Raw genomic sequence first — 17,506 nt, 5'->3', positions numbered from 1 at the left:
TCCGTCGTGCGTTTGTGGGTCGCGTTCGGCGTCATTATCGTGTCAATCCTCATCCCAGCACCGGATCCGGCACCCAGCCGAAGGCGACGAGCACGCCGGCGGTGATGACGACCCAGAGCAGCGAGAACGGCAGGAAGACCTTCCACCCGAGGCGCATCAGCTGGTCGTAGCGGTAGCGCGGGAAGGTCGCCCGGACCCAGAGGAAGAAGAACAGGACGAAACAGATCTTCAGCGCGAGCCAGATCGGCCCCGGGATCCAGTTGAACGGCGCGATGTCGAAGATCGGCAGCCAGCCGCCGAGGAACAGGATCGAGGTGATCCCGCTCATCAGGATCATGTTCGCGTATTCGCCGAGGAAGAACAGGGCGAAGGTCATTGAGGAATACTCGACGAAATAACCCGCGACCAGTTCCGACTCGCCTTCCGGAAGGTCGAACGGCGCGCGGTTGGTTTCCGCCAGTGCCGAGACGAAGAAGATCACGAACATCGGCAGCAGCGGAATGGCGAACCAGACCGTCTTCTGCGCCTCGACGATCGCCGAGAGGTTCAGCGAGCCGACGCAGAGCAGCACGGTGATCATCACGAAGCCGATGGAGACCTCGTAGGACACCATCTGCGCGGCGGAACGCAGCGCACCGAGAAAGGCGTATTTCGAGTTCGAGGCCCAGCCGGCCATGATCACGCCATAAACGCCGAGCGAGGAGATCGCGAAGAGATAAAGCACCCCGACATTGATGTCGGCCAGCACCATGCCCTCGTCGAACGGGATCACCGCCCAGGCGATCATCGCCAGGATGAAGGTCAGCATCGGCGCCATCGCGAACATCAGCTTGTTCGCACCGGCCGGCAGGATGGTTTCCTTGGCAAAGAGCTTCACGCCGTCCGCGAGCGGCTGCAGCAGACCGAACGGGCCGACCACATTCGGGCCCTTCCGCATCTGCATCGCGCCGATCACCTTGCGCTCGAAATAGGTCAGATACGCGACGGCCACAAGCAGCGGCACCACGATGGCGAGGATCTGCGCCAGGATAATCGCGGTCGGGATCACGTAGGTGTCGAGGATCGCATTCATATCCATCGGACTCTTACCCCTCGGTCCCGGTCCGGCCCTGCTTCGGCAGGACGAACACCTCGGTACATTCGGCCATGGTCTTGGAGGCCCGGCTGATCGGATCGGTCATATAGAAATTCTCGACCGTGGTGCCGAAACCGGTATCGCTCATCGCGCCTTCGGTTCCGAACGGTCCCCATTCGGCGACCGGCGCGACGTCGATCTCGGTGAAGATCTCGTTCTCGCTGCGCAGCTTGGCGCGGAGCTGGTCGAGGCTGTCATAGGGCAGCGCCTGACCGAGATGGCCCGACAGCGCCCTCAGGATCGCCCAGTCCTCGCGGGCTTCGCCAGGCGGGAAGCTGGCGCGGAGGCCCATCTGGACCCGGCCCTCGGTATTCACGTAGAGGGCGTCCTTCTCCGTATAGGCCGCGCCCGGCAGGATCACGTCGGCGCGATGCGCGCCGCGGTCGCCGTGATGGCCTTGGTAGATCACGAAGGCGTCGCCCAACCGCTGGGTGTCGATCTCGTCGGCCCCGAGCAGGTAGACCGCCTTGATCTTGCCTTTCGAGGCGCCCTCGAGAATGCCCGAGACATCCGCGCCGCCCTTGCCCGGCAGGAAGCCGAGATCGAGGCCGCCGACGCGGGCGGCCGCGGTGTGCAGCACGTTGAAGCCGTTCCAGGCCGGGGTCTCGTTGCCGTCCGCGTCCTTCGAGGCCGCGACCAGCATGCCGGTGCTCTCCGCGATCTTGCGCGCTGTCGCGAGAACGGCGGCGCCATCCTCACGGGCAAGCGCGCCCATGCCGAGGATGATCATCGGCCGCTTGGCGTCCTTCAGCACGGAGGCGAAGGCGTTTTTCCCGTCGGCAACCTCGGTCAGGGTCTGCGGACCCGCGCCGAGATGCTCGTATTCGTAGGTCAGCTCGACCGGCGCGCCAATCAGGCCGACCTTCAGGCCGCCTGCGAGCCAGCGCTTGCGGATCCGCGCGTTCAGCACGGCGGCGTCCCAGCGCGGGTTCGCGCCGACGATCAGAATCGCGTCCGCGTCCTCGATCCCGGCAATGGTCGAATTGAAGAGATAGCCGGCACGTGTGGTCGCATCGAGCTTGGCACCGTCCTGGCGGCAGTCGAGGTTCGGCGAGCCGAGCGCGGTCATCAGCCCTTTCAAGGCATACATGGACTCGACGTCGACGGTATCGCCCGCGACAGCGGCAATCTCCGCCCCCTTCAGGCCCTTCAGCTTCGCCGCGATGGCCGCGAAAGCCTCGTCCCAGGAGACCGGAGAAAGCTTACCGTTCTTGCGCAGATAGGGACGGTCGAGACGCTGGCGCTTCAGCCCGTCGCAGGCATAACGCGTCTTGTCGGAGATCCACTCCTCGTTCACGTCCTCATGCAGGCGCGGCAGCACCCGCATGACCTCGGAGCCGCGCGCGTCGACACGGATGTTGGAACCGACCGCGTCCATCACGTCGATGCTCTCGGTCTTGCGCAGCTCCCAGGGGCGCGCAACGAAGGCATAGGGCTTCGAAGTCAGCGCACCGACCGGGCAGAGGTCGATGACGTTGGCCGACATCTCGCTGTCGATGGCTTTCTCGAGATAGGTCGTGATCTCCGCGTTCTCTCCGCGGCCGAGCAGTCCCATGTCGGTCACACCGGCGACTTCGGTCGAGAAGCGGACGCAGCGGGTGCAGTGGATGCAGCGGGTCATGATGGTCTTGACCAGCGGGCCCATATACTTGTCTTCGACCGCGCGCTTGTTCTCGTCGTAGCGGCTGTCGTTCTGACCGAAGGCCATTGCCTGATCCTGCAGGTCGCATTCGCCGCCCTGGTCGCAGATCGGGCAGTCGAGCGGGTGGTTGATGAGCAGGAACTCCATCACCCCTTCCCGCGCCTTCTTCACCAGATCGGTGTCGGTGCGGATCACCATGCCGTCGCCGGCCGGCATCGCGCAGGATGCGACAGGCTTCGGAGAACGTTCCATCTCCACAAGGCACATACGGCAGTTGCCGGCAATCGACAGACGCTCGTGATAGCAGAAGCGCGGCACTTCGACGCCGGCTTCCTCGCAGGCCTGGAGCACGGACGCGCCGGCGGGTACTTCGACCTCGACCCCGTTGACCGTCAATTTAGGCATTGCGCTCTCCCCCGAGGCACTTCGTCGTCACGCGCATCATTCCGCGGCCTCCATGATCGGCTGTCCGGCCTTGCGGGCGGCGATCCGGCGCTCGACCTCCGGCCGGAAATGCCGGAGCAGACCCTGGATCGGCCAGGCCGCCGCATCGCCGAGGGCGCAGATCGTATGGCCCTCGACCTGTTTGGTGACCTCGTAGAGGGCGTCGATCTCCTCGACCTCGGCCTCGCCGCGCACCAGACGGTCCATGACCCGGTACATCCAGCCGGTGCCCTCGCGGCACGGCGTGCACTGGCCGCAGCTCTCGTGCTTGTAGAAATAGGAGAGACGCGCAATGGCCCGGACGATGTCCGTCTGCTTGTTCATGACGATGACCGCGGCGGTGCCGAGACCGGAGCCGACGCCGCGCAGGGTATCGAAATCCATGATCACGTCGTCGCAGACCGATTTCGGCATCATCGGCACGGAAGATCCGCCCGGGATGACGGCCAGCAGGTTGTCCCAGCCGCCGATCACGCCGCCACAATGCTTCTCGAGGAGTTCCTTGAGCGGAATGCCCATCTCTTCCTCGACATTGCACGGGTTCTCGACATGGCCGGAGATGCAGAACAGCTTGGTGCCTGAATTCTTCGGCGTGCCGAGATCGGCGAACCAGCTCGCGCCGCGGCGCAGGATTTCCGGAACGACGGCGATGCTCTCGACATTGTTCACCGTGGTCGGGCAGCCATAGAGGCCAACACCCGCCGGGAACGGCGGCTTGAGGCGCGGCTGGCCCTTCTTGCCCTCCAGGCTTTCGAGCAGCGCGGTTTCTTCACCGCAGATATAGGCGCCAGCGCCGCGATGCAGGATGACGTCGAAATCGTACCCTGTACCGCACGCGTTATTGCCGATCAGACCGGCCTCGTAGGCCTGGTCGATTGCCGCCTGAAGGCGCATCGCCTCGTTGTAGAATTCGCCGCGGATGTAGATGAAGGCCGCTTTCGCCCGCATCGCATAGCCGCCGATAAGACACCCTTCGACGAGCTTGTGCGGGTCGTTGCGGATGATCTCGCGGTCCTTGCAGGTGCCGGGCTCGGACTCGTCCGCATTGACCACCAGATAATGCGGCTTGTCCTTCACTTCCTTCGGCATGAAGGACCACTTAACACCGGTCGGGAAGCCTGCGCCTCCGCGGCCGCGCAGGCCGGACGCCTTCACGTCCTCGACAATGTCTTCCGGGCTGCGGCTCAGGATCTGCTTCGTGGTGCTCCAGTCGCCGCGCTTGCGGGCGCCCTCAAGACCCCAGTCATGCCAACCGTAGAGGTTCGTGAAGATGCGGTCCTCGTCCCTCAACATCACTTCTCTCCCGTTTCGCCGGCACTGATCTTCGGATCGTAAGTCCGGGCCGCGCCGTTGTCCTTGTAAGACAGCAGCGTCTTCGCACCCGCCTCCGGCTCCGAGACGTTCCGTCCGGAAAGCGAGCCCGGTGCCGGAACCTCGCCCTTCTTCAGGGCATCCAGCAGCTTGGCCGTGCTCTCGTAATCGGCGTCCTCGTAGAAATCGTCGTTCACCTGCAGGATCGGCGCGTTGGCGCAGGCGCCAAGGCACTCGACCTCAAGCAGCGTGAACATGCCGTCCTCGCTGGTCTGGTGGTTCTCCAGGCCCAGCTTGTCCTTGATGCATTTCATGACCTGATCGGAACCGCGCAGCCAGCACGGCGTCGTGGTGCAGGCCTGCAGGAAGTACTTCCCGACCGGCTTCAGGTTGTACATCGTGTAGAAGGTCGCGACCTCAAGCACCCGCATCTTCGGCATCTTCAGCTTCTCGGAGATGACGTCGATCGCGGCGAGCGGGATCCAGTTGTCATGCTGACGCTGGGCCAGATCGAGCAGCGGCATCACCGCGCTGGCCTGCCGGCCTTCCGGATACTTGGAGATAATCGCTTCCGCCTTCGCCTCGTTCTCGGGCGTGAAGGCAAAACTCTCCGGCTGATTTTCGGCGATGTCGATACCGCTCACCGGTCAATCTCCCCGAACACGATGTCAAGCGAGCCGATGATGGCGACGGTGTCGGCCAGCATGTGCCCCTTGGACAGGAAATCCATAGCCGCCAGGAAGGAGAATCCGGGCGCCCTGATCTTGCAGCGATAAGGTTTGTTGGTGCCGTCGGACACCAGGAAGACGGCGAACTCGCCCTTCGGCGCCTCAACCGCGGTGTAGGTCTCGCCCGCGGGAACATGATAGCCCTCGGTATAGAGCTTGAAGTGATGGATCAGCGCTTCCATCGAATGCTTCATCTCTCCGCGGCTCGGCGGTGCGACCTTGCGGTCCTCGGTCTTGACCGGACCTTCCGGCATGTTTTCAGCAGCTTGCCGGATGATCTTCAAGCTTTCCCTGATCTCCTTGATGCGCACCAGATAGCGCGCATAGCAGTCGCCGGTCTTGCCGATCGGGATGTTGAAGTCCATCTCGTTATAGGCGTCGTAAGGCTGCGACTTGCGCAGGTCCCATGCGAGCCCCGAAGCCCGGATGCACGGACCGCTGAACCCGATCGCCTGCGCTTCCTCGGCCGAAACGACGCCGATATCGACGGTGCGCTGCTTGAAGATCCGGTTTTCGGTCAGCAGGCTCTCGATATCGTCCATCAGCGCCGGGAAAGTCTCGGTCCAGGCCAGGATGTCGTCTAGGATGCCGGCCGGCAGATCCATCGCGACCCCGCCCGGCCGGAAATAGGCCGCATGCAGGCGCGCGCCGCAGGCCCGCTCGTAGAACTCCATGAGCTTTTCGCGCTCTTCGAAGCCCCAGAGAAGCGGCGTCATGGCGCCAACGTCGATGGCGAAGGTCGTGATATTCAGAAGGTGGTTCAGGATCCGCGAGATCTCGGCATACATCACCCGGATATACTGGGCACGCTTCGGGACCTCGATCCCGAGCAGCTTCTCGACCGCGAGCGCGTAGGCATGTTCCTGCGACATCGGCGCGACATAATCGAGCCGGTCGAAATACGGCACCGCCTGCAGGTAGGTCTTGTACTCGATCAGCTTCTCGGTGCCGCGATGCAACAGGCCGATATGCGGATCGGCACGCTCGACGATCTCGCCGTCCATCTCCAGCACAAGGCGCAACACGCCGTGGGCGGCCGGGTGCTGCGGGCCGAAATTCAGCGTAAGCGGCTTGATCTGCGCTTCAGCCATCAGGAGGCTCCCTCTTCGGCCTGATCGGCGGCCTTTTCGTCACCCGGAAGCAGCGAACGGGCGCCTTCCCACGGGCTCAGGAAGTCGAAGCTGCGGAAGTCCTGCACGAGCTTCACCGGCTCATAGACCACGCGCTTCTGTTCGTCGTCGTAGCGCACCTCGACATGTCCCGTTAGCGGAAAGTCCTTGCGCAGCGGATGGCCTTCGAAACCGTAATCGGTCAGGAGACGGCGCAGATCGGGGTGATCGGAGAAGAACACGCCATACATGTCCCAGGTTTCCCGCTCGAACCAGTTGGCCGATGGGAACACCGCCGTCGCGGATGGAACAGGCGTCTGCTCGTCGGTCGCGACCTTGACGCGGATCCGGTTGTTCTGCTGCACGCTGAGCAGGTTGTAGACCACGTCGAAACGCAGCTCGCGTTCGGGATAGTCGGTGCCGCAGATATCGACCAGAATACGAAACTGGCACTGCGAATCGTCGCGAAGGAAGGTCAGGACCTTGCTGATATGCTGCGGACGGGTCCGAAGCACCAGCTCGTCAAGCACGAAGCCGGCCTCGACCAGTTCGGTCGAGAGCTGGTTCCTCAGATAGTCCGCCAGCTCTTTCTGCGTTTCAGTTGGTGATGCCATGCTGTCGTCTGCCTTTGCCTGGCGTTAACTCGCGTCCCTTAGCGGGCGATGGTCGAAGTGCGCTTGATCTTCTTCTGCAGCTGGAGGAGCCCGTAGAGAAGCGCTTCGGCCGTCGGCGGGCACCCGGGGACGTAGACATCGACCGGAACGATCCGGTCGCAGCCGCGGACCACGGAATAGGAATAGTGATAGTAGCCGCCGCCATTGGCGCAGGAGCCCATGGAAAGCACCCAGCGCGGCTCGGCCATCTGGTCGTAAACCTTACGCAGCGCCGGTGCCATCTTGTTGGTCAGCGTGCCGGCAACGATCATGACGTCGGATTGACGCGGGCTCGGCCGGAACACCATTCCGAAGCGGTCCATGTCGTAGCGGCTGGCCGCGGTGTGCATCATCTCGACGGCACAGCAGGCGAGACCGAAGGTCATCGGCCAGAGCGAGCCACTGCGGGCCCAGTTGAACAGCTTGTCAGCCTGGGCGACCACGAAGCCCTTTTCGTTCAGCTCGTCCCCGACTGCCTTCAGGATCGCATCCTGGTCGGCGCCGGGAGGAATCGGGCGGAGATCCTGCGAGGTCTGCATGGTGGCTCTTACTCCCATTCCAGGGCGCCTTTGCGCCACTCGTAGACGAAGCCGATGGTCAGCACGCCGAGGAAGACGATCATCGACCAGAAGCCGAACAGTCCGATTCCGCCGAGCGAGATCGCCCATGGGAAAAGGAAGGCTACTTCGAGATCGAAGATGATGAAGAGGATGGCAACGAGATAGAAGCGGACATCGAACTGGCCGCGAGAATCGTTGAAGGCCTCGAAGCCGCACTCATAGGCAGATACCTTCTCTGAGTCCGGACGCTGCTTCACAACCAGCAGCGAGCCGATCACCATCGCGAGGCACAGGCCGATCGCGACCACGAGAAATATCAGGATAGGCAAATATTCCCGGAGAATATCGCTCATATCGTCAGCTCTCTCTCATTCCCGGCGTTTTCTGGGGACTCCGACGGAGCGCCCGACACCTTGTCAACGGGCGCACTATAGTTCCATCGGACGGCCAAGAAAAGCCTGTGTCGTGACTAGATTTCCGAAAGAAGCCTTTAAATTCCGGCGCTTGCAACGCGTTTTTCGGCGCCGGTCAAAGACCGCGCCGTTATGGTGCAAGAACGGGGATTAAAAAGAGGTAGGTGGCGGGAGTGACGGGACTCGAACCCGCGGCCTCCGGCGTGACAGGCCGGCGCTCTAACCAACTGAGCTACACCCCCATATCCGGGCCGCGGTGCCGTTTGTTTGGCGGCGCCCCCGACGAGGAGGCGCTTATGTACTTTGGGCCCTATGGAGTGTCAAGCGCGATGGGTCGGAAAAATGACTCTTTTTTTGACCGCCCTCTCCCAACCCTCTGAAACGCCCGAATTTCGGAAGAAAATTCTTTGTTCAACCGTGCTTGGGGCCGCGCGTATGCTGTCGGCCAAGGCGAATTCTAACCGAGTGGAACCGTCCGCCCATGATGACCGAACGCGATTATCAGCGACTCAGCAAACTGGTCGCGATGCTTGCCAGCGACAATGATGGCGAAGTCCTGAACGCAGTCGATGCTATCAGCAACATCCTGAACGAATATGGCCTCGTCTGGACCGATCTCCTGCTGCCGCGCAAGTTCCTCAAAGTCCGCAACGCGCAGGTGGACGACCTTAAGGCGGAGCCGGCGGAAAGCGGCCCCTTGGACCCGACACAGGCGACTCCGAAGCAGATGTATGACGCGTTGATGCAGAGCCCGCGGGTCTCGATCGAAACCAAGCGCGACATCCGCGACTACACGAAGGAGATATCGGAGAATCGGGTCAGCCCGAAGACCCGCGCGGACCTGCAGGCCATGTATCGCTACGCGATCATGCAGGGACGGCATATCTAAGGAGATTTACGGGTCGGGATGGTGGGCGCTGACGGGATCGAACCGCCGACCCTCTCGGTGTAAACGAGATGCTCTCCCAGCTGAGCTAAGCGCCCGACCGATGCCAGGAACAGGCCCTGACGAAAACGCCGCCCCTTCTAACAGGGACGGCGTGTCGCGAAAAGAAAAGAAATCTATTCGATCAATTCAGTGCGTCTTTGAGGCCTTTGCCAGCCTTGAACTTCGGCTGCTTGGACGCGGCGATCTTGATCTTCTCGCCGGTCCGGGGATTGCGGCCTTCGCTCGCGGCACGGGATGCCACGCTGAAAGTGCCGAAACCGACAAGCCGAACCTCTCCGCCAGACTTGAGCGCGGATGTAATGGAGTCGAGGACAGCGTCGACGGCCGAAGCCGCATCGGCCTTGGTCAGATCCGCAGACTCGGCAACTGCCGCGACGAGCTCATTCTTATTCACGTTATAGCCCCCCTATAAGAAGAAAAATCACCCAGAAATTGGCCGAATCTTCGGCCCAATCAGTGCGTCACTGTAAATCGCGGGAAATGCGGGCGTCAATCACGCAACCGGCGGATTTCCGCAGATCTGCGGGGATTCTCACTATTAACCAATCGTTTACGAATAAAATCAAGATAAATCATAAGAATATAAGAAGAGAAACCCCGGCACGATGACCGGGGTTTCAACAGGCAAATCAAGCGCGAAAGCGCGGTTTTCGTATAGATATCAGTGAGTCGTCAGCGACTTCTCACCTTTGTCGTCAGCTTTCGCGACGGGCTCGATGACGATGTCCTCCGGATCGATCGGAACCAGCGGCTTTGTCAGCGCCGTCGCCAGCACTTCGTCGACCGAGGACACCGGAATGATCTCGAGACCTTCCTTCACATTGTCCGGAATCTCCGTCAGGTCCTTCTCGTTGTCCTTCGGGATGAGCACGACTTTGAGACCGCCCCGGAGCGCCGCGAGAAGCTTCTCCTTGAGGCCGCCGATCGGCAGAACGCGACCGCGCAGCGTCACCTCTCCGGTCATCGCGACGTCGCGCCGGACCGGAATGCCGGTCAGCACCGACACGATCGAGGTGACCATGCCGACGCCCGCCGACGGGCCGTCCTTCGGCGTCGCGCCTTCCGGAACGTGGACGTGGATATCCTTGTTCTCGAGGCTCTTCGGCGAGATCCCGTAAATCAGGGAGCGGGATTTCACGAAGCTTTCCGCCGCCTGGATCGATTCGCGCATCACGTCGCCGAGCTTGCCGGTGGAAATCACCTTGCCCTTGCCCGGAACGGTCACGGATTCGATGGACAGCAGCTCGCCGCCGACCTCGGTCCAGGCGAGACCCGTGGTGACGCCGACCAGATCGGATTCCTCGACCTCGCCGTAGCGATACTTCCGGACGCCCGCGAACTTCTCGAGATTCTCCGGCGTGACCTCGACCTTCTTGAGACCCTCCATGAGGATCTCCTTGACCGCCTTGCGCGCCAGGTTGGCGAGTTCTCGCTCCAGATTCCGCACTCCCGCCTCGCGGGTATAATAGCGGATCAGGTCACGCAATCCGTGGTCGGTGATCGACCATTCGCCCTTTTTCAGGCCGTGCTGCTCGACCTGCTTGCTGATCAGATGGCGTTTGCAGATCTCGATCTTCTCGTCCTCAGTGTAACCGGAGATCCTGAGAACCTCCATACGGTCCAGCAGCGGCTGCGGCATCCGCAGGGTGTTCGCCGTGGTGACGAACATGACGTCGGAAAGATCGTAATCGACCTCGAGATAGTGATCCTGGAAAGTCGAGTTCTGCTCCGGGTCCAGCACTTCGAGAAGCGCCGAAGACGGATCGCCCCGGTAGTCGTTCCCCAGCTTGTCGATCTCGTCGAGCAGGAACAGCGGGTTTGAAGATTTCGCCTTCTTCATCCCCTGGATCACCTTGCCTGGCAGGGAGCCGATATAGGTCCGCCGGTGGCCCCGGATTTCCGCCTCGTCGCGCACGCCGCCAAGCGAGATGCGGACGAAATTGCGGCCGGTAGCCTCGGCGATCGACTTGCCGAGCGAGGTCTTGCCGACACCCGGAGGGCCGACGAGGCAGAGAATCGGGCCCTTCACCTTGCCTGTGCGCTGCTGCACGGCGAGATATTCGAGGATCCGTTCCTTCACCTTCTCAAGCCCGTAGTGATCCCGATCGAGAACCGATTCCGCGAGCTTGATGTCTTTCTTGATCCGCGAGCGCTTCTTCCACGGAATCGACAGCATCCAGTCGAGATAATTGCGCACGACCGTGGCTTCCGCCGACATCTGGCTCATGTTGCGGAGCTTCTTCAGTTCCGCATCGGCCTTCTCGCGCGCTTCCTTGCTGAGTTTCGTCTTGCGGATCCGCTCCTCAAGCTCGACCAGTTCGTCGCGGCTGTCGTCGGTCTCGCCGAGTTCCTTCTGAATGGCCTTCATCTGCTCGTTCAGATAGTACTCGCGCTGGGTCTTCTCCATCTGCCGCTTGACGCGGTTGCGGATGCGCTTCTCGACCTGCAGAACGCCGATCTCGCCTTCCATGAAGCCGTAGACCCGCTCCAGCCGGTCGATCACGGTCTCGCTCTCGAGCAGTTCCTGCTTCTCGGCGATCTTGAGCGCCAGGTGGGAGGCGATCGTGTCGGTCAGCTTCGCCGGATCCTCGATCTGGTTCACCGAAACCAGGACTTCCGGCGGGATCTTTTTGTTGAGCTTGATGTATTGCTCGAACTGCGAGACCACGGCGCGGGCAAGCGCCTCCTTCTCGGGTTCGTCGCTGTCCGCGTCGGTCATGACCTCGGCATAGGCTTCGAAGAAGTCCTCGTTGTCCTTGAAATCGGTGATGCGCGCGCGCTGCACACCCTCGACCAGGACCTTCACGGTCCCGTCGGGGAGCTTGAGCAGCTGCAGCACGGTACCGATGGTGCCGACAGTGTAGATTTCATCCGGCGAGGGATCGTCGTCGGCCGCATTCTTCTGCGTCACCAGGAGGATCTGCTTGTCATCCTTCATGACGTCTTCGAGGGCGCGCACGGATTTGTCGCGGCCGACGAAGAGCGGCACGATCATATGCGGAAAGACAACGATGTCGCGCAGCGGAAGGACGGGATAGCTCGCGGTGCCTGTCTCTTTCATCAGTCTTTCAACTCGCTCCCCTTTTCAGAGCGGCTGACCGGATGGGGAAAGAGTCCGGGCCAGCCCTTGCAGTTAAGTGGCGCTAGCTTCGGCCCGGTTCAAGGCTGGTCGGCTCAAGCACTCGATCCGACATCTCCGCGCCGGTCCGCATGGACCATGATCGGCAGCGCGCCGTTCTCGACGACCTCGCCGTTGATGATGATCTCCTCGACATCTTCCATGCCGGGCAGATCGAACATCGGGTCGAGCAGGATACCTTCCATGATCGAACGCAGACCGCGAGCGCCGGTCTTGCGCTCGATCGCCTTCTGGGCGATCGCCTGCAGAGCCTCCTCGCGGAACTCGAGATTGACGTTCTCCATCTCGAACAGCCGCTGATACTGCTTCACCAGCGCGTTCTTCGGTTTGGTCAGGATATCGACCAGAGCGTCGTTATCGAGATCCTCAAGCGTCGCGACGACCGGCAGACGGCCGACGAATTCCGGAATCAGGCCGAATTTCAGCAGATCCTCCGGCTCGACTTCGCGCAGAATCTCGCCGGTCCGGCGATCGTCCGGCGATTTCACGTCGGCGCCGAAGCCGATGGAGGAGCCTTTCGAGCGATTCGAGATGATCTTTTCGAGCCCCGCAAACGCACCGCCGCAGATGAACAAGATATTGGTCGTGTCCACCTGCAGGAATTCCTGCTGCGGGTGCTTGCGGCCGCCCTGCGGCGGAACCGAGGCGACCGTGCCTTCCATGATCTTTAGCAGTGCCTGCTGCACCCCCTCACCCGAGACGTCGCGGGTGATCGACGGGTTGTCGGACTTGCGGCTGATCTTGTCGACCTCGTCGATATAGACGATGCCGCGCTGCGCGCGCTCGACATTGTAGTCGGCGGCCTGCAGCAGCTTCAGAATGATGTTCTCGACATCCTCGCCGACATAGCCGGCCTCGGTCAGGGTCGTCGCATCCGCCATGGTGAAGGGGACGTCGATGATCCGCGCCAGGGTCTGCGCCAGCAGCGTCTTGCCGCAACCGGTCGGACCGACAAGCAGAATGTTGGATTTCGCCAGCTCGACATCGTTGTTCTTGCTGGAGTGCGAGAGCCGCTTGTAGTGGTTATGCACAGCAACGGAGAGAATCCGCTTCGCATACGGCTGGCCGATCACATAGTCGTTCAGCACTTCCATGATATCGCGCGGCGTCGGAACCCCGTCGCGCGATTTGACCAGCGTGGTCTTATGCTCTTCACGGATGATGTCCATGCAGAGCTCGACGCACTCGTCGCAGATGAAGACCGTGGGGCCTGCAATCAGTTTGCGGACCTCGTGCTGGCTCTTGCCGCAGAACGAGCAGTACAAGGTGTTCTTCGAATCACCACCGTTCGTGCTTCCGCCGGATTTGCTCATCTTACCCACATTCGTTACGGGACGGCTGATTGGTCATGTTAGCCAAAGGCGGCGAAGCGGCACAATGCGAAAAAATCACATAGCAACTGGCGACGCGGCACTCCTCTGGCGGATGCGGACCGCAGGACGTCCCCGTCAGCCGTCATCGACGGGGACCGATCCACACTCCAGAATGCTTAGCTCTTGCCGGACTCGTCTTTGCTGTCGACCGGCCGCTTGTAGACGACTTCGTCGATCAGGCCGAACTTCTTGGCATCTTCCGGCACCATGAAATTGTCGCGTTCCATCGCGGTTTCAATCTCATCCAACTTGCGGCCGGTATGCTTCACGTAGATTTCGTTCAGGCGCGCACGGGTCGCCAGGATTTCGCGGGCGTGAATCTCGATATCCGTCGCCTGTCCCTGGAAACCGCCGGACGGCTGGTGAATCATCACTTTCGCGTGCGGCAGGCAATAGCGTTTGCCCTTTGCGCCGGCGGTAAGCAGCAGCGAGCCCATCGACGCGGCCTGTCCGATACACACGGTGGAGACATCCGGGCGGATGTATTCCATCGTGTCGTACATCGCGAGACCGGACGAAACGACTCCGCCCGGAGAGTTGATGTACATCGAGATGTCCTTGGTCGGATTCTCGGCTTCGAGGAACAGCAACTGCGCGCAGACGACGCTGGAGATCGCGTCGTTGATCGGGCCGACCACAAAGATGATCCGCTCCTTCAGCAGGCGGGAGTAGATATCATAGGCCCGCTCCCCGCGGTTGGTCTGCTCGACCACCATGGGGACCAAGGAGTTCATATAGATCTCTGCGGGATCATGCATTTCAGTCGGCCTTCTTGGGTTACGTCGCGTTCAGGTCAGTGAAGATCATATGGGGCTTTTCGCCCCATACAACACCCCCTTATGCGTCGTCGGAGTCCTTCTTCGCGGCGGTCTTCTTCGCGGGAGCCTTTTTTGCCGGCGCTTTCTTCTTCTCGGCAGGCTTCTTGGCAGCCGCTTTCTTGGCCGGCTTCTTCTCCGCGCTCTCGTCCTCTTCCTCTTCCTTGAAGAGGTCTTCCGCGCTCACCGTCTTGTCGGTGACCTTGGCCATCTCGACGATGAAGTCGACGATCTTGTCCTCAAGCAGCGGCGCGCGGATGTTGGCCTGGGCCTGCGCGTTCTGCTGGTAGAACTGCACCACCTGCTGTTCCTGCCCCGGGTATTTCGTGGCTTCCTGATAGATCGCCCGCGCCACTTCCTCGTCGGTGATGGCAATGTTGTTCAAGCGGCCGACTTCCTGCAGCAGCAGACCGAGACGGACCCGGCGCTCGGCGATGCCGCGATATTCGGCCTTCTCCTCGTCGCTCAGCCCTTCATCGACCGCATGCTCGTGGTGGTGATGATCATGGTCGTGATCATGGTCATGGTCATGGTCATGGTCGTGGTCGTGATCATGGTCGTGATCGTGCGCCTGCGGCTTCACCGCGTTGCAGATCGCCTGGTATTCGGCATCGACCATGCCTTCCGGCACGCCGAAATCATGGCTGCTCTCGAGGGCGTCGAGCAGCGTCCGCTTCAACTTCGCGCGCGCGGCACCGGCGTATTCCTGCGACAGCTGGCCCTTGATCGCTTCCTTGAGCGTGTCGAGATCGTCCATGCCGAACAGCTTCGCGAACTCGTCGTCGATCACCGGGTCGGTGGTCTCGCGGATCTCGGTGACCTCGGTCTCGAACACCGCGTCCTTGCCGGCGAGCGTTTCCTGGCCGTAATTCTCCGGGAAGGTCACTTTCACGTCGACCTTGTCGCCCGCATTCACGCCGACGAGCTGGTCCTCGAAGCCCGGAATGAAGCTGCCGGAGCCGAGTTCCAGATGATGCCCTTCGGCCGCTCCGCCGTCGAACGCGACGCCGTCGACGGTGCCCTTGAAGTTGATGACGACGATATCGCCTTCCTTGGACTTCCGCTTGCGCGTCAGCGGCTCGGAGGTCTTGTGCTGCGAGGCCAGCTTGCCGATCGCCTCGTCGAGCTCCTTGTCGCTCGGCTCGGCAGTCAGCCGTTCGATCTCAAGGGTCGAGAAATCGACCGGGGTGATCTCCGGCATGATGTCGACGCTGAGATTGAACTCCAGATCGCCACCTTCCTCGAAAGAGGTGATTTCGATCTGCGGTTGCGTGGCGGCGCGCAGCTCACGCTCTTCCAGAGTCTTCTGGGAGGTCTCGTTGACCGTTTTTTCCAGGACTTCGCCCATCACGGACGGGCCATAACGCTTCTTGAGAAGCGCGACCGGCACCTTGCCCGGACGGAAGCCCGGCATGCGGATGGTCGGGGCGAGCTGCGTCAGGCGCGCATCGACCTCGCCATTGATCGTCTCGGCGGGAATCACGACCTTGAATTCGCGCTTCAGGCCTTCGGAGGAAGTTTCGGTAACCTGCATTGGTTTTGCTCAATCTGCTTCGTCTGCGTACGCCCACGATCTCGCGCCATTGCCAGCCCGGTGGTGCGGGTGAAGGGACTTGAACCCCCACGGCTTTCGCCACCAGAACCTAAATCTGGCGTGTCTACCAATTCCACCACACCCGCGGACCGCTGACGTCCATATAGGCGCCATGTCGTATTGGACCGGCATGGCTATCCGAACCGGGGGAGCGCGTCAACACTTATGGGTTTCAGTCGCGAACGAGCGGTTTCACCGACGAAGAAACAGCGATTTTCCCGGATGCGGAATAGGCCCCGCTGTTGGTCTCTATATCGGACAGGCGGTAGAGATAATTGATCATCATCCCGTGGGCCTGCGCGAGCCCCTTCTTCGAGGTGTCGCCGAGCCAGTTCAGACGCTCCATGCGAGCCCCGTTCGAGAGATGGAAATGGGCCACCGGGTCCTTCGCCTTGCCGTCCGGACGGCGATCGCCATAGAGATACCGCGCCGCCAGCCTGGTAACGGGCCCCTTCAGCGCCGCCGCCAGATGCTCGTCCTCGAACCATTTCGTCCGGCCGAGTGCTTCGCTGAGCATCGCTCCATCGGTCTCGCCTTCGACGATCTGCGCGAGCGCCTTGCGTTCCGCGTTGGTCAGCTCGAAACCGTCTTCCTCGAAGGTCTTCGCGCTCCATCTCGAGAGCCCTGGAATCGGCGAGAGCGTGGCGAATTTCTTCAGGTTCGGGAAATCGTGCTGCAGCACCTCGACCACCCGCTTGATCAGGAAATTTCCGAAGCTGATCCCGACCAGCCCCTTCTGCGCGTTGGAGATCGAGTAGAAGATCGCCGTCGTGGCGGCCGATACGTCGCCTTTCGGCGCATCCGCGTCCAGAATGTCGTGCACATTCGCCGCCATTTCCGGCAACAGCGCCACTTCGACGAAAATCAGCGGCTCGTCCGGCATCGCCGGGTGGAAATAGGCGAAACACCGCCGGTCGGAATCCAAGCGGTTCTTCAGGTCGTCCCAGGAGCGGATCTCGTGCACGGCCTCGTAGGCGATCAGCTTTTCAAGGATCGCCGCCGGGCTTTCCCACGTGATCTGCTTCAGCTCGAGCAGCCCGACATCGAACCAGGCCGAGAGCATGTCCTGAAGATCGTCCGAAAGCGCCCTGATCGCGGGCTCGCTGCGCGCATGTTCCAGCATGACGACGCGCATATCGACGAGGAACTTCACGCCTTCCGGAAGCGTGGTGAAGCGCTTCAACAGGCGGCGCCAGCGCGGTTCCAGCGTCCGGCGGAGCTTCGCTTCGGCCTTTCGGCGCGCATCATCGTCCTTTGCCGAGCGGACCGCGTCCATCGCCTGGTCGACCGCCTCGCGGTCGACACTGTAATTCTCTGCCAGAAGCTTCAGGAAACGGAGTTGTCCCGTGGGATCGAGGGCGAGATAGGTCCGTCCGAGACCCGCGGCGCGCGCCCGCGCGGAAACCTCGTCCGAACGGACCGTAAGGCAATCCTCCATCTGCTGGTGGACGCGCTCAAGATCCTCCTCGGGGAGTTCCGGGCGCGGCAGCCCGGTGATCATGTAACGGGTAGAATCAGACAATCCCGACCACGCCTGGCGCAGGTTGGAGAGGGTCCGGTCGATAAAGCTGGTCGGTTGATCGTTTGGCATGACTTAAAGATGGCCCAGCTCTGCAATGCCTTCAATGATCTCTTGATGAC

At 61.6% G+C, this 17,506-nt stretch carries 15 protein-coding genes and 3 tRNA genes; 1 reads left to right on the top strand and 17 read right to left on the bottom strand.

What is annotated here, in order from left to right:
• Nucleotides 1-49 precede the first annotated feature (49 nt).
• The 9 genes from nuoH to IG122_RS03355 form a co-directional block, all read right to left on the bottom strand.
• The gene (gene nuoH / locus IG122_RS03395; RefSeq protein WP_193180508.1) at nt 50-1,072 is read right to left on the bottom strand and encodes an NADH-quinone oxidoreductase subunit NuoH; all 1,023 of its coding nucleotides are present in this window, start codon (nt 1,070-1,072) and stop codon (nt 50-52) included.
• A gap of 13 nt (nt 1,073-1,085) precedes the next feature.
• Nucleotides 1,086-3,182: an NADH-quinone oxidoreductase subunit NuoG gene (gene nuoG, locus IG122_RS03390; protein ID WP_193180373.1), complete on the bottom strand. Its 2,097-nt coding sequence runs from the start codon at nt 3,180-3,182 to the stop codon at nt 1,086-1,088.
• Nucleotides 3,183-3,218: 36 nt separating this feature from the next.
• Nucleotides 3,219-4,514 carry an NADH-quinone oxidoreductase subunit NuoF gene (gene nuoF / locus IG122_RS03385; RefSeq protein WP_193180371.1) on the bottom strand — a complete coding sequence of 432 codons (1,296 nt, stop codon included), beginning with the start codon at nt 4,512-4,514 and terminating at the stop codon, nt 3,219-3,221.
• Nucleotides 4,514-5,176: an NADH-quinone oxidoreductase subunit NuoE gene (gene nuoE, locus IG122_RS03380; RefSeq protein WP_193180369.1), complete on the bottom strand. Its 663-nt coding sequence runs from the start codon at nt 5,174-5,176 to the stop codon at nt 4,514-4,516. Before nuoE ends, nuoF begins: the two co-directional genes overlap by 1 nt.
• Nucleotides 5,173-6,351 (bottom strand): NADH-quinone oxidoreductase subunit D, encoded by a 1,179-nt coding sequence (locus tag IG122_RS03375; protein WP_193180367.1) that lies wholly within the window; start codon nt 6,349-6,351, stop codon nt 5,173-5,175. The genes nuoE and IG122_RS03375 overlap by 4 nt, the downstream gene beginning before the upstream one ends.
• Entirely contained in the window at nt 6,351-6,983 is a 633-nt protein-coding gene (locus tag IG122_RS03370; protein ID WP_193180366.1) for an NADH-quinone oxidoreductase subunit C, read from the bottom strand. Before IG122_RS03370 ends, IG122_RS03375 begins: the two co-directional genes overlap by 1 nt.
• Nucleotides 6,984-7,021: 38 nt before the next feature.
• Entirely contained in the window at nt 7,022-7,579 is a 558-nt protein-coding gene (locus IG122_RS03365; protein ID WP_193180365.1) for a NuoB/complex I 20 kDa subunit family protein, read from the bottom strand.
• Entirely contained in the window at nt 7,570-7,935 is a 366-nt protein-coding gene (locus IG122_RS03360) for an NADH-quinone oxidoreductase subunit A (RefSeq protein WP_193180364.1), read from the bottom strand. Before IG122_RS03360 ends, IG122_RS03365 begins: the two co-directional genes overlap by 10 nt.
• Nucleotides 7,936-8,160: 225 nt before the next feature.
• Nucleotides 8,161-8,237, bottom strand: a tRNA-Asp gene (locus IG122_RS03355).
• A 239-nt stretch (nt 8,238-8,476) separates the two neighbouring features.
• Here IG122_RS03355 and IG122_RS03350 point away from each other — a divergent pair.
• A complete protein-coding gene (locus tag IG122_RS03350; RefSeq protein ID WP_193180363.1) occupies nt 8,477-8,884 on the top strand; it encodes a hypothetical protein in 408 nt (135 codons plus the stop codon).
• 19 nt (nt 8,885-8,903) lie between these two features.
• Here IG122_RS03350 and IG122_RS03345 read toward each other — a convergent pair.
• From IG122_RS03345 to IG122_RS03310, 8 genes are all read right to left on the bottom strand, one after another.
• Nucleotides 8,904-8,979: transfer RNA gene (locus IG122_RS03345), tRNA-Val, on the bottom strand.
• A gap of 86 nt (nt 8,980-9,065) precedes the next feature.
• Nucleotides 9,066-9,338 (bottom strand): HU family DNA-binding protein, encoded by a 273-nt coding sequence (locus IG122_RS03340; RefSeq protein ID WP_193180362.1) that lies wholly within the window; start codon nt 9,336-9,338, stop codon nt 9,066-9,068.
• Nucleotides 9,339-9,605: 267 nt separating this feature from the next.
• On the bottom strand, nt 9,606-12,005 hold the full coding sequence (lon, locus tag IG122_RS03335; protein WP_193180361.1) for an endopeptidase La: 2,400 nt from the start codon (nt 12,003-12,005) through the stop codon (nt 9,606-9,608).
• Between the two features lie 113 nt (nt 12,006-12,118).
• Entirely contained in the window at nt 12,119-13,396 is a 1,278-nt protein-coding gene (gene clpX, locus IG122_RS03330; protein WP_193180359.1) for an ATP-dependent Clp protease ATP-binding subunit ClpX, read from the bottom strand.
• Between the two features lie 176 nt (nt 13,397-13,572).
• Entirely contained in the window at nt 13,573-14,214 is a 642-nt protein-coding gene (clpP, locus tag IG122_RS03325) for an ATP-dependent Clp endopeptidase proteolytic subunit ClpP (RefSeq protein ID WP_319024801.1), read from the bottom strand.
• Nucleotides 14,215-14,293: 79 nt separating this feature from the next.
• A complete protein-coding gene (tig, locus tag IG122_RS03320) occupies nt 14,294-15,805 on the bottom strand; it encodes a trigger factor (protein WP_193180357.1) in 1,512 nt (503 codons plus the stop codon).
• A gap of 61 nt (nt 15,806-15,866) precedes the next feature.
• Nucleotides 15,867-15,951 (bottom strand) — tRNA-Leu (locus IG122_RS03315).
• Nucleotides 15,952-16,037: 86 nt separating this feature from the next.
• On the bottom strand, nt 16,038-17,456 hold the full coding sequence (locus IG122_RS03310; RefSeq protein ID WP_193180355.1) for a malonyl-CoA decarboxylase: 1,419 nt from the start codon (nt 17,454-17,456) through the stop codon (nt 16,038-16,040).
• Between the last annotated feature and the right edge of the window lie 50 nt (nt 17,457-17,506).

The sequence above is a fragment of the Nisaea sediminum genome (assembly GCF_014904705.1).
GTDB lineage: Bacteria > Pseudomonadota > Alphaproteobacteria > Thalassobaculales > Thalassobaculaceae > Nisaea > Nisaea sediminum.
This window is presented reverse-complemented; position numbering and strand designations above follow the sequence as displayed.

What these genes read in the sequence shown, in the direction of transcription:
- nuoH (WP_193180508.1), bottom strand. Translation starts at nt 1,072, where the DNA reads ATGAATGCGATCCTCGACACCTACGTGATCCCGACCGCGATTATCCTG.
- nuoG (WP_193180373.1), bottom strand. Translation starts at nt 3,182, where the DNA reads ATGCCTAAATTGACGGTCAACGGGGTCGAGGTCGAAGTACCCGCCGGC.
- nuoF (WP_193180371.1), bottom strand. Translation starts at nt 4,514, where the DNA reads ATGTTGAGGGACGAGGACCGCATCTTCACGAACCTCTACGGTTGGCAT.
- IG122_RS03375 (WP_193180367.1), bottom strand. Translation starts at nt 6,351, where the DNA reads ATGGCTGAAGCGCAGATCAAGCCGCTTACGCTGAATTTCGGCCCGCAG.
- IG122_RS03370 (WP_193180366.1), bottom strand. Translation starts at nt 6,983, where the DNA reads ATGGCATCACCAACTGAAACGCAGAAAGAGCTGGCGGACTATCTGAGG.
- IG122_RS03365 (WP_193180365.1), bottom strand. Translation starts at nt 7,579, where the DNA reads ATGGGAGTAAGAGCCACCATGCAGACCTCGCAGGATCTCCGCCCGATT.
- IG122_RS03360 (WP_193180364.1), bottom strand. Translation starts at nt 7,935, where the DNA reads ATGAGCGATATTCTCCGGGAATATTTGCCTATCCTGATATTTCTCGTG.
- IG122_RS03350 (WP_193180363.1), top strand. Translation starts at nt 8,477, where the DNA reads ATGATGACCGAACGCGATTATCAGCGACTCAGCAAACTGGTCGCGATG.
- lon (WP_193180361.1), bottom strand. Translation starts at nt 12,005, where the DNA reads ATGAAAGAGACAGGCACCGCGAGCTATCCCGTCCTTCCGCTGCGCGAC.
- clpX (WP_193180359.1), bottom strand. Translation starts at nt 13,396, where the DNA reads ATGAGCAAATCCGGCGGAAGCACGAACGGTGGTGATTCGAAGAACACC.
- clpP (WP_319024801.1), bottom strand. Translation starts at nt 14,214, where the DNA reads ATGCATGATCCCGCAGAGATCTATATGAACTCCTTGGTCCCCATGGTG.
- tig (WP_193180357.1), bottom strand. Translation starts at nt 15,805, where the DNA reads ATGCAGGTTACCGAAACTTCCTCCGAAGGCCTGAAGCGCGAATTCAAG.
- IG122_RS03310 (WP_193180355.1), bottom strand. Translation starts at nt 17,456, where the DNA reads ATGCCAAACGATCAACCGACCAGCTTTATCGACCGGACCCTCTCCAAC.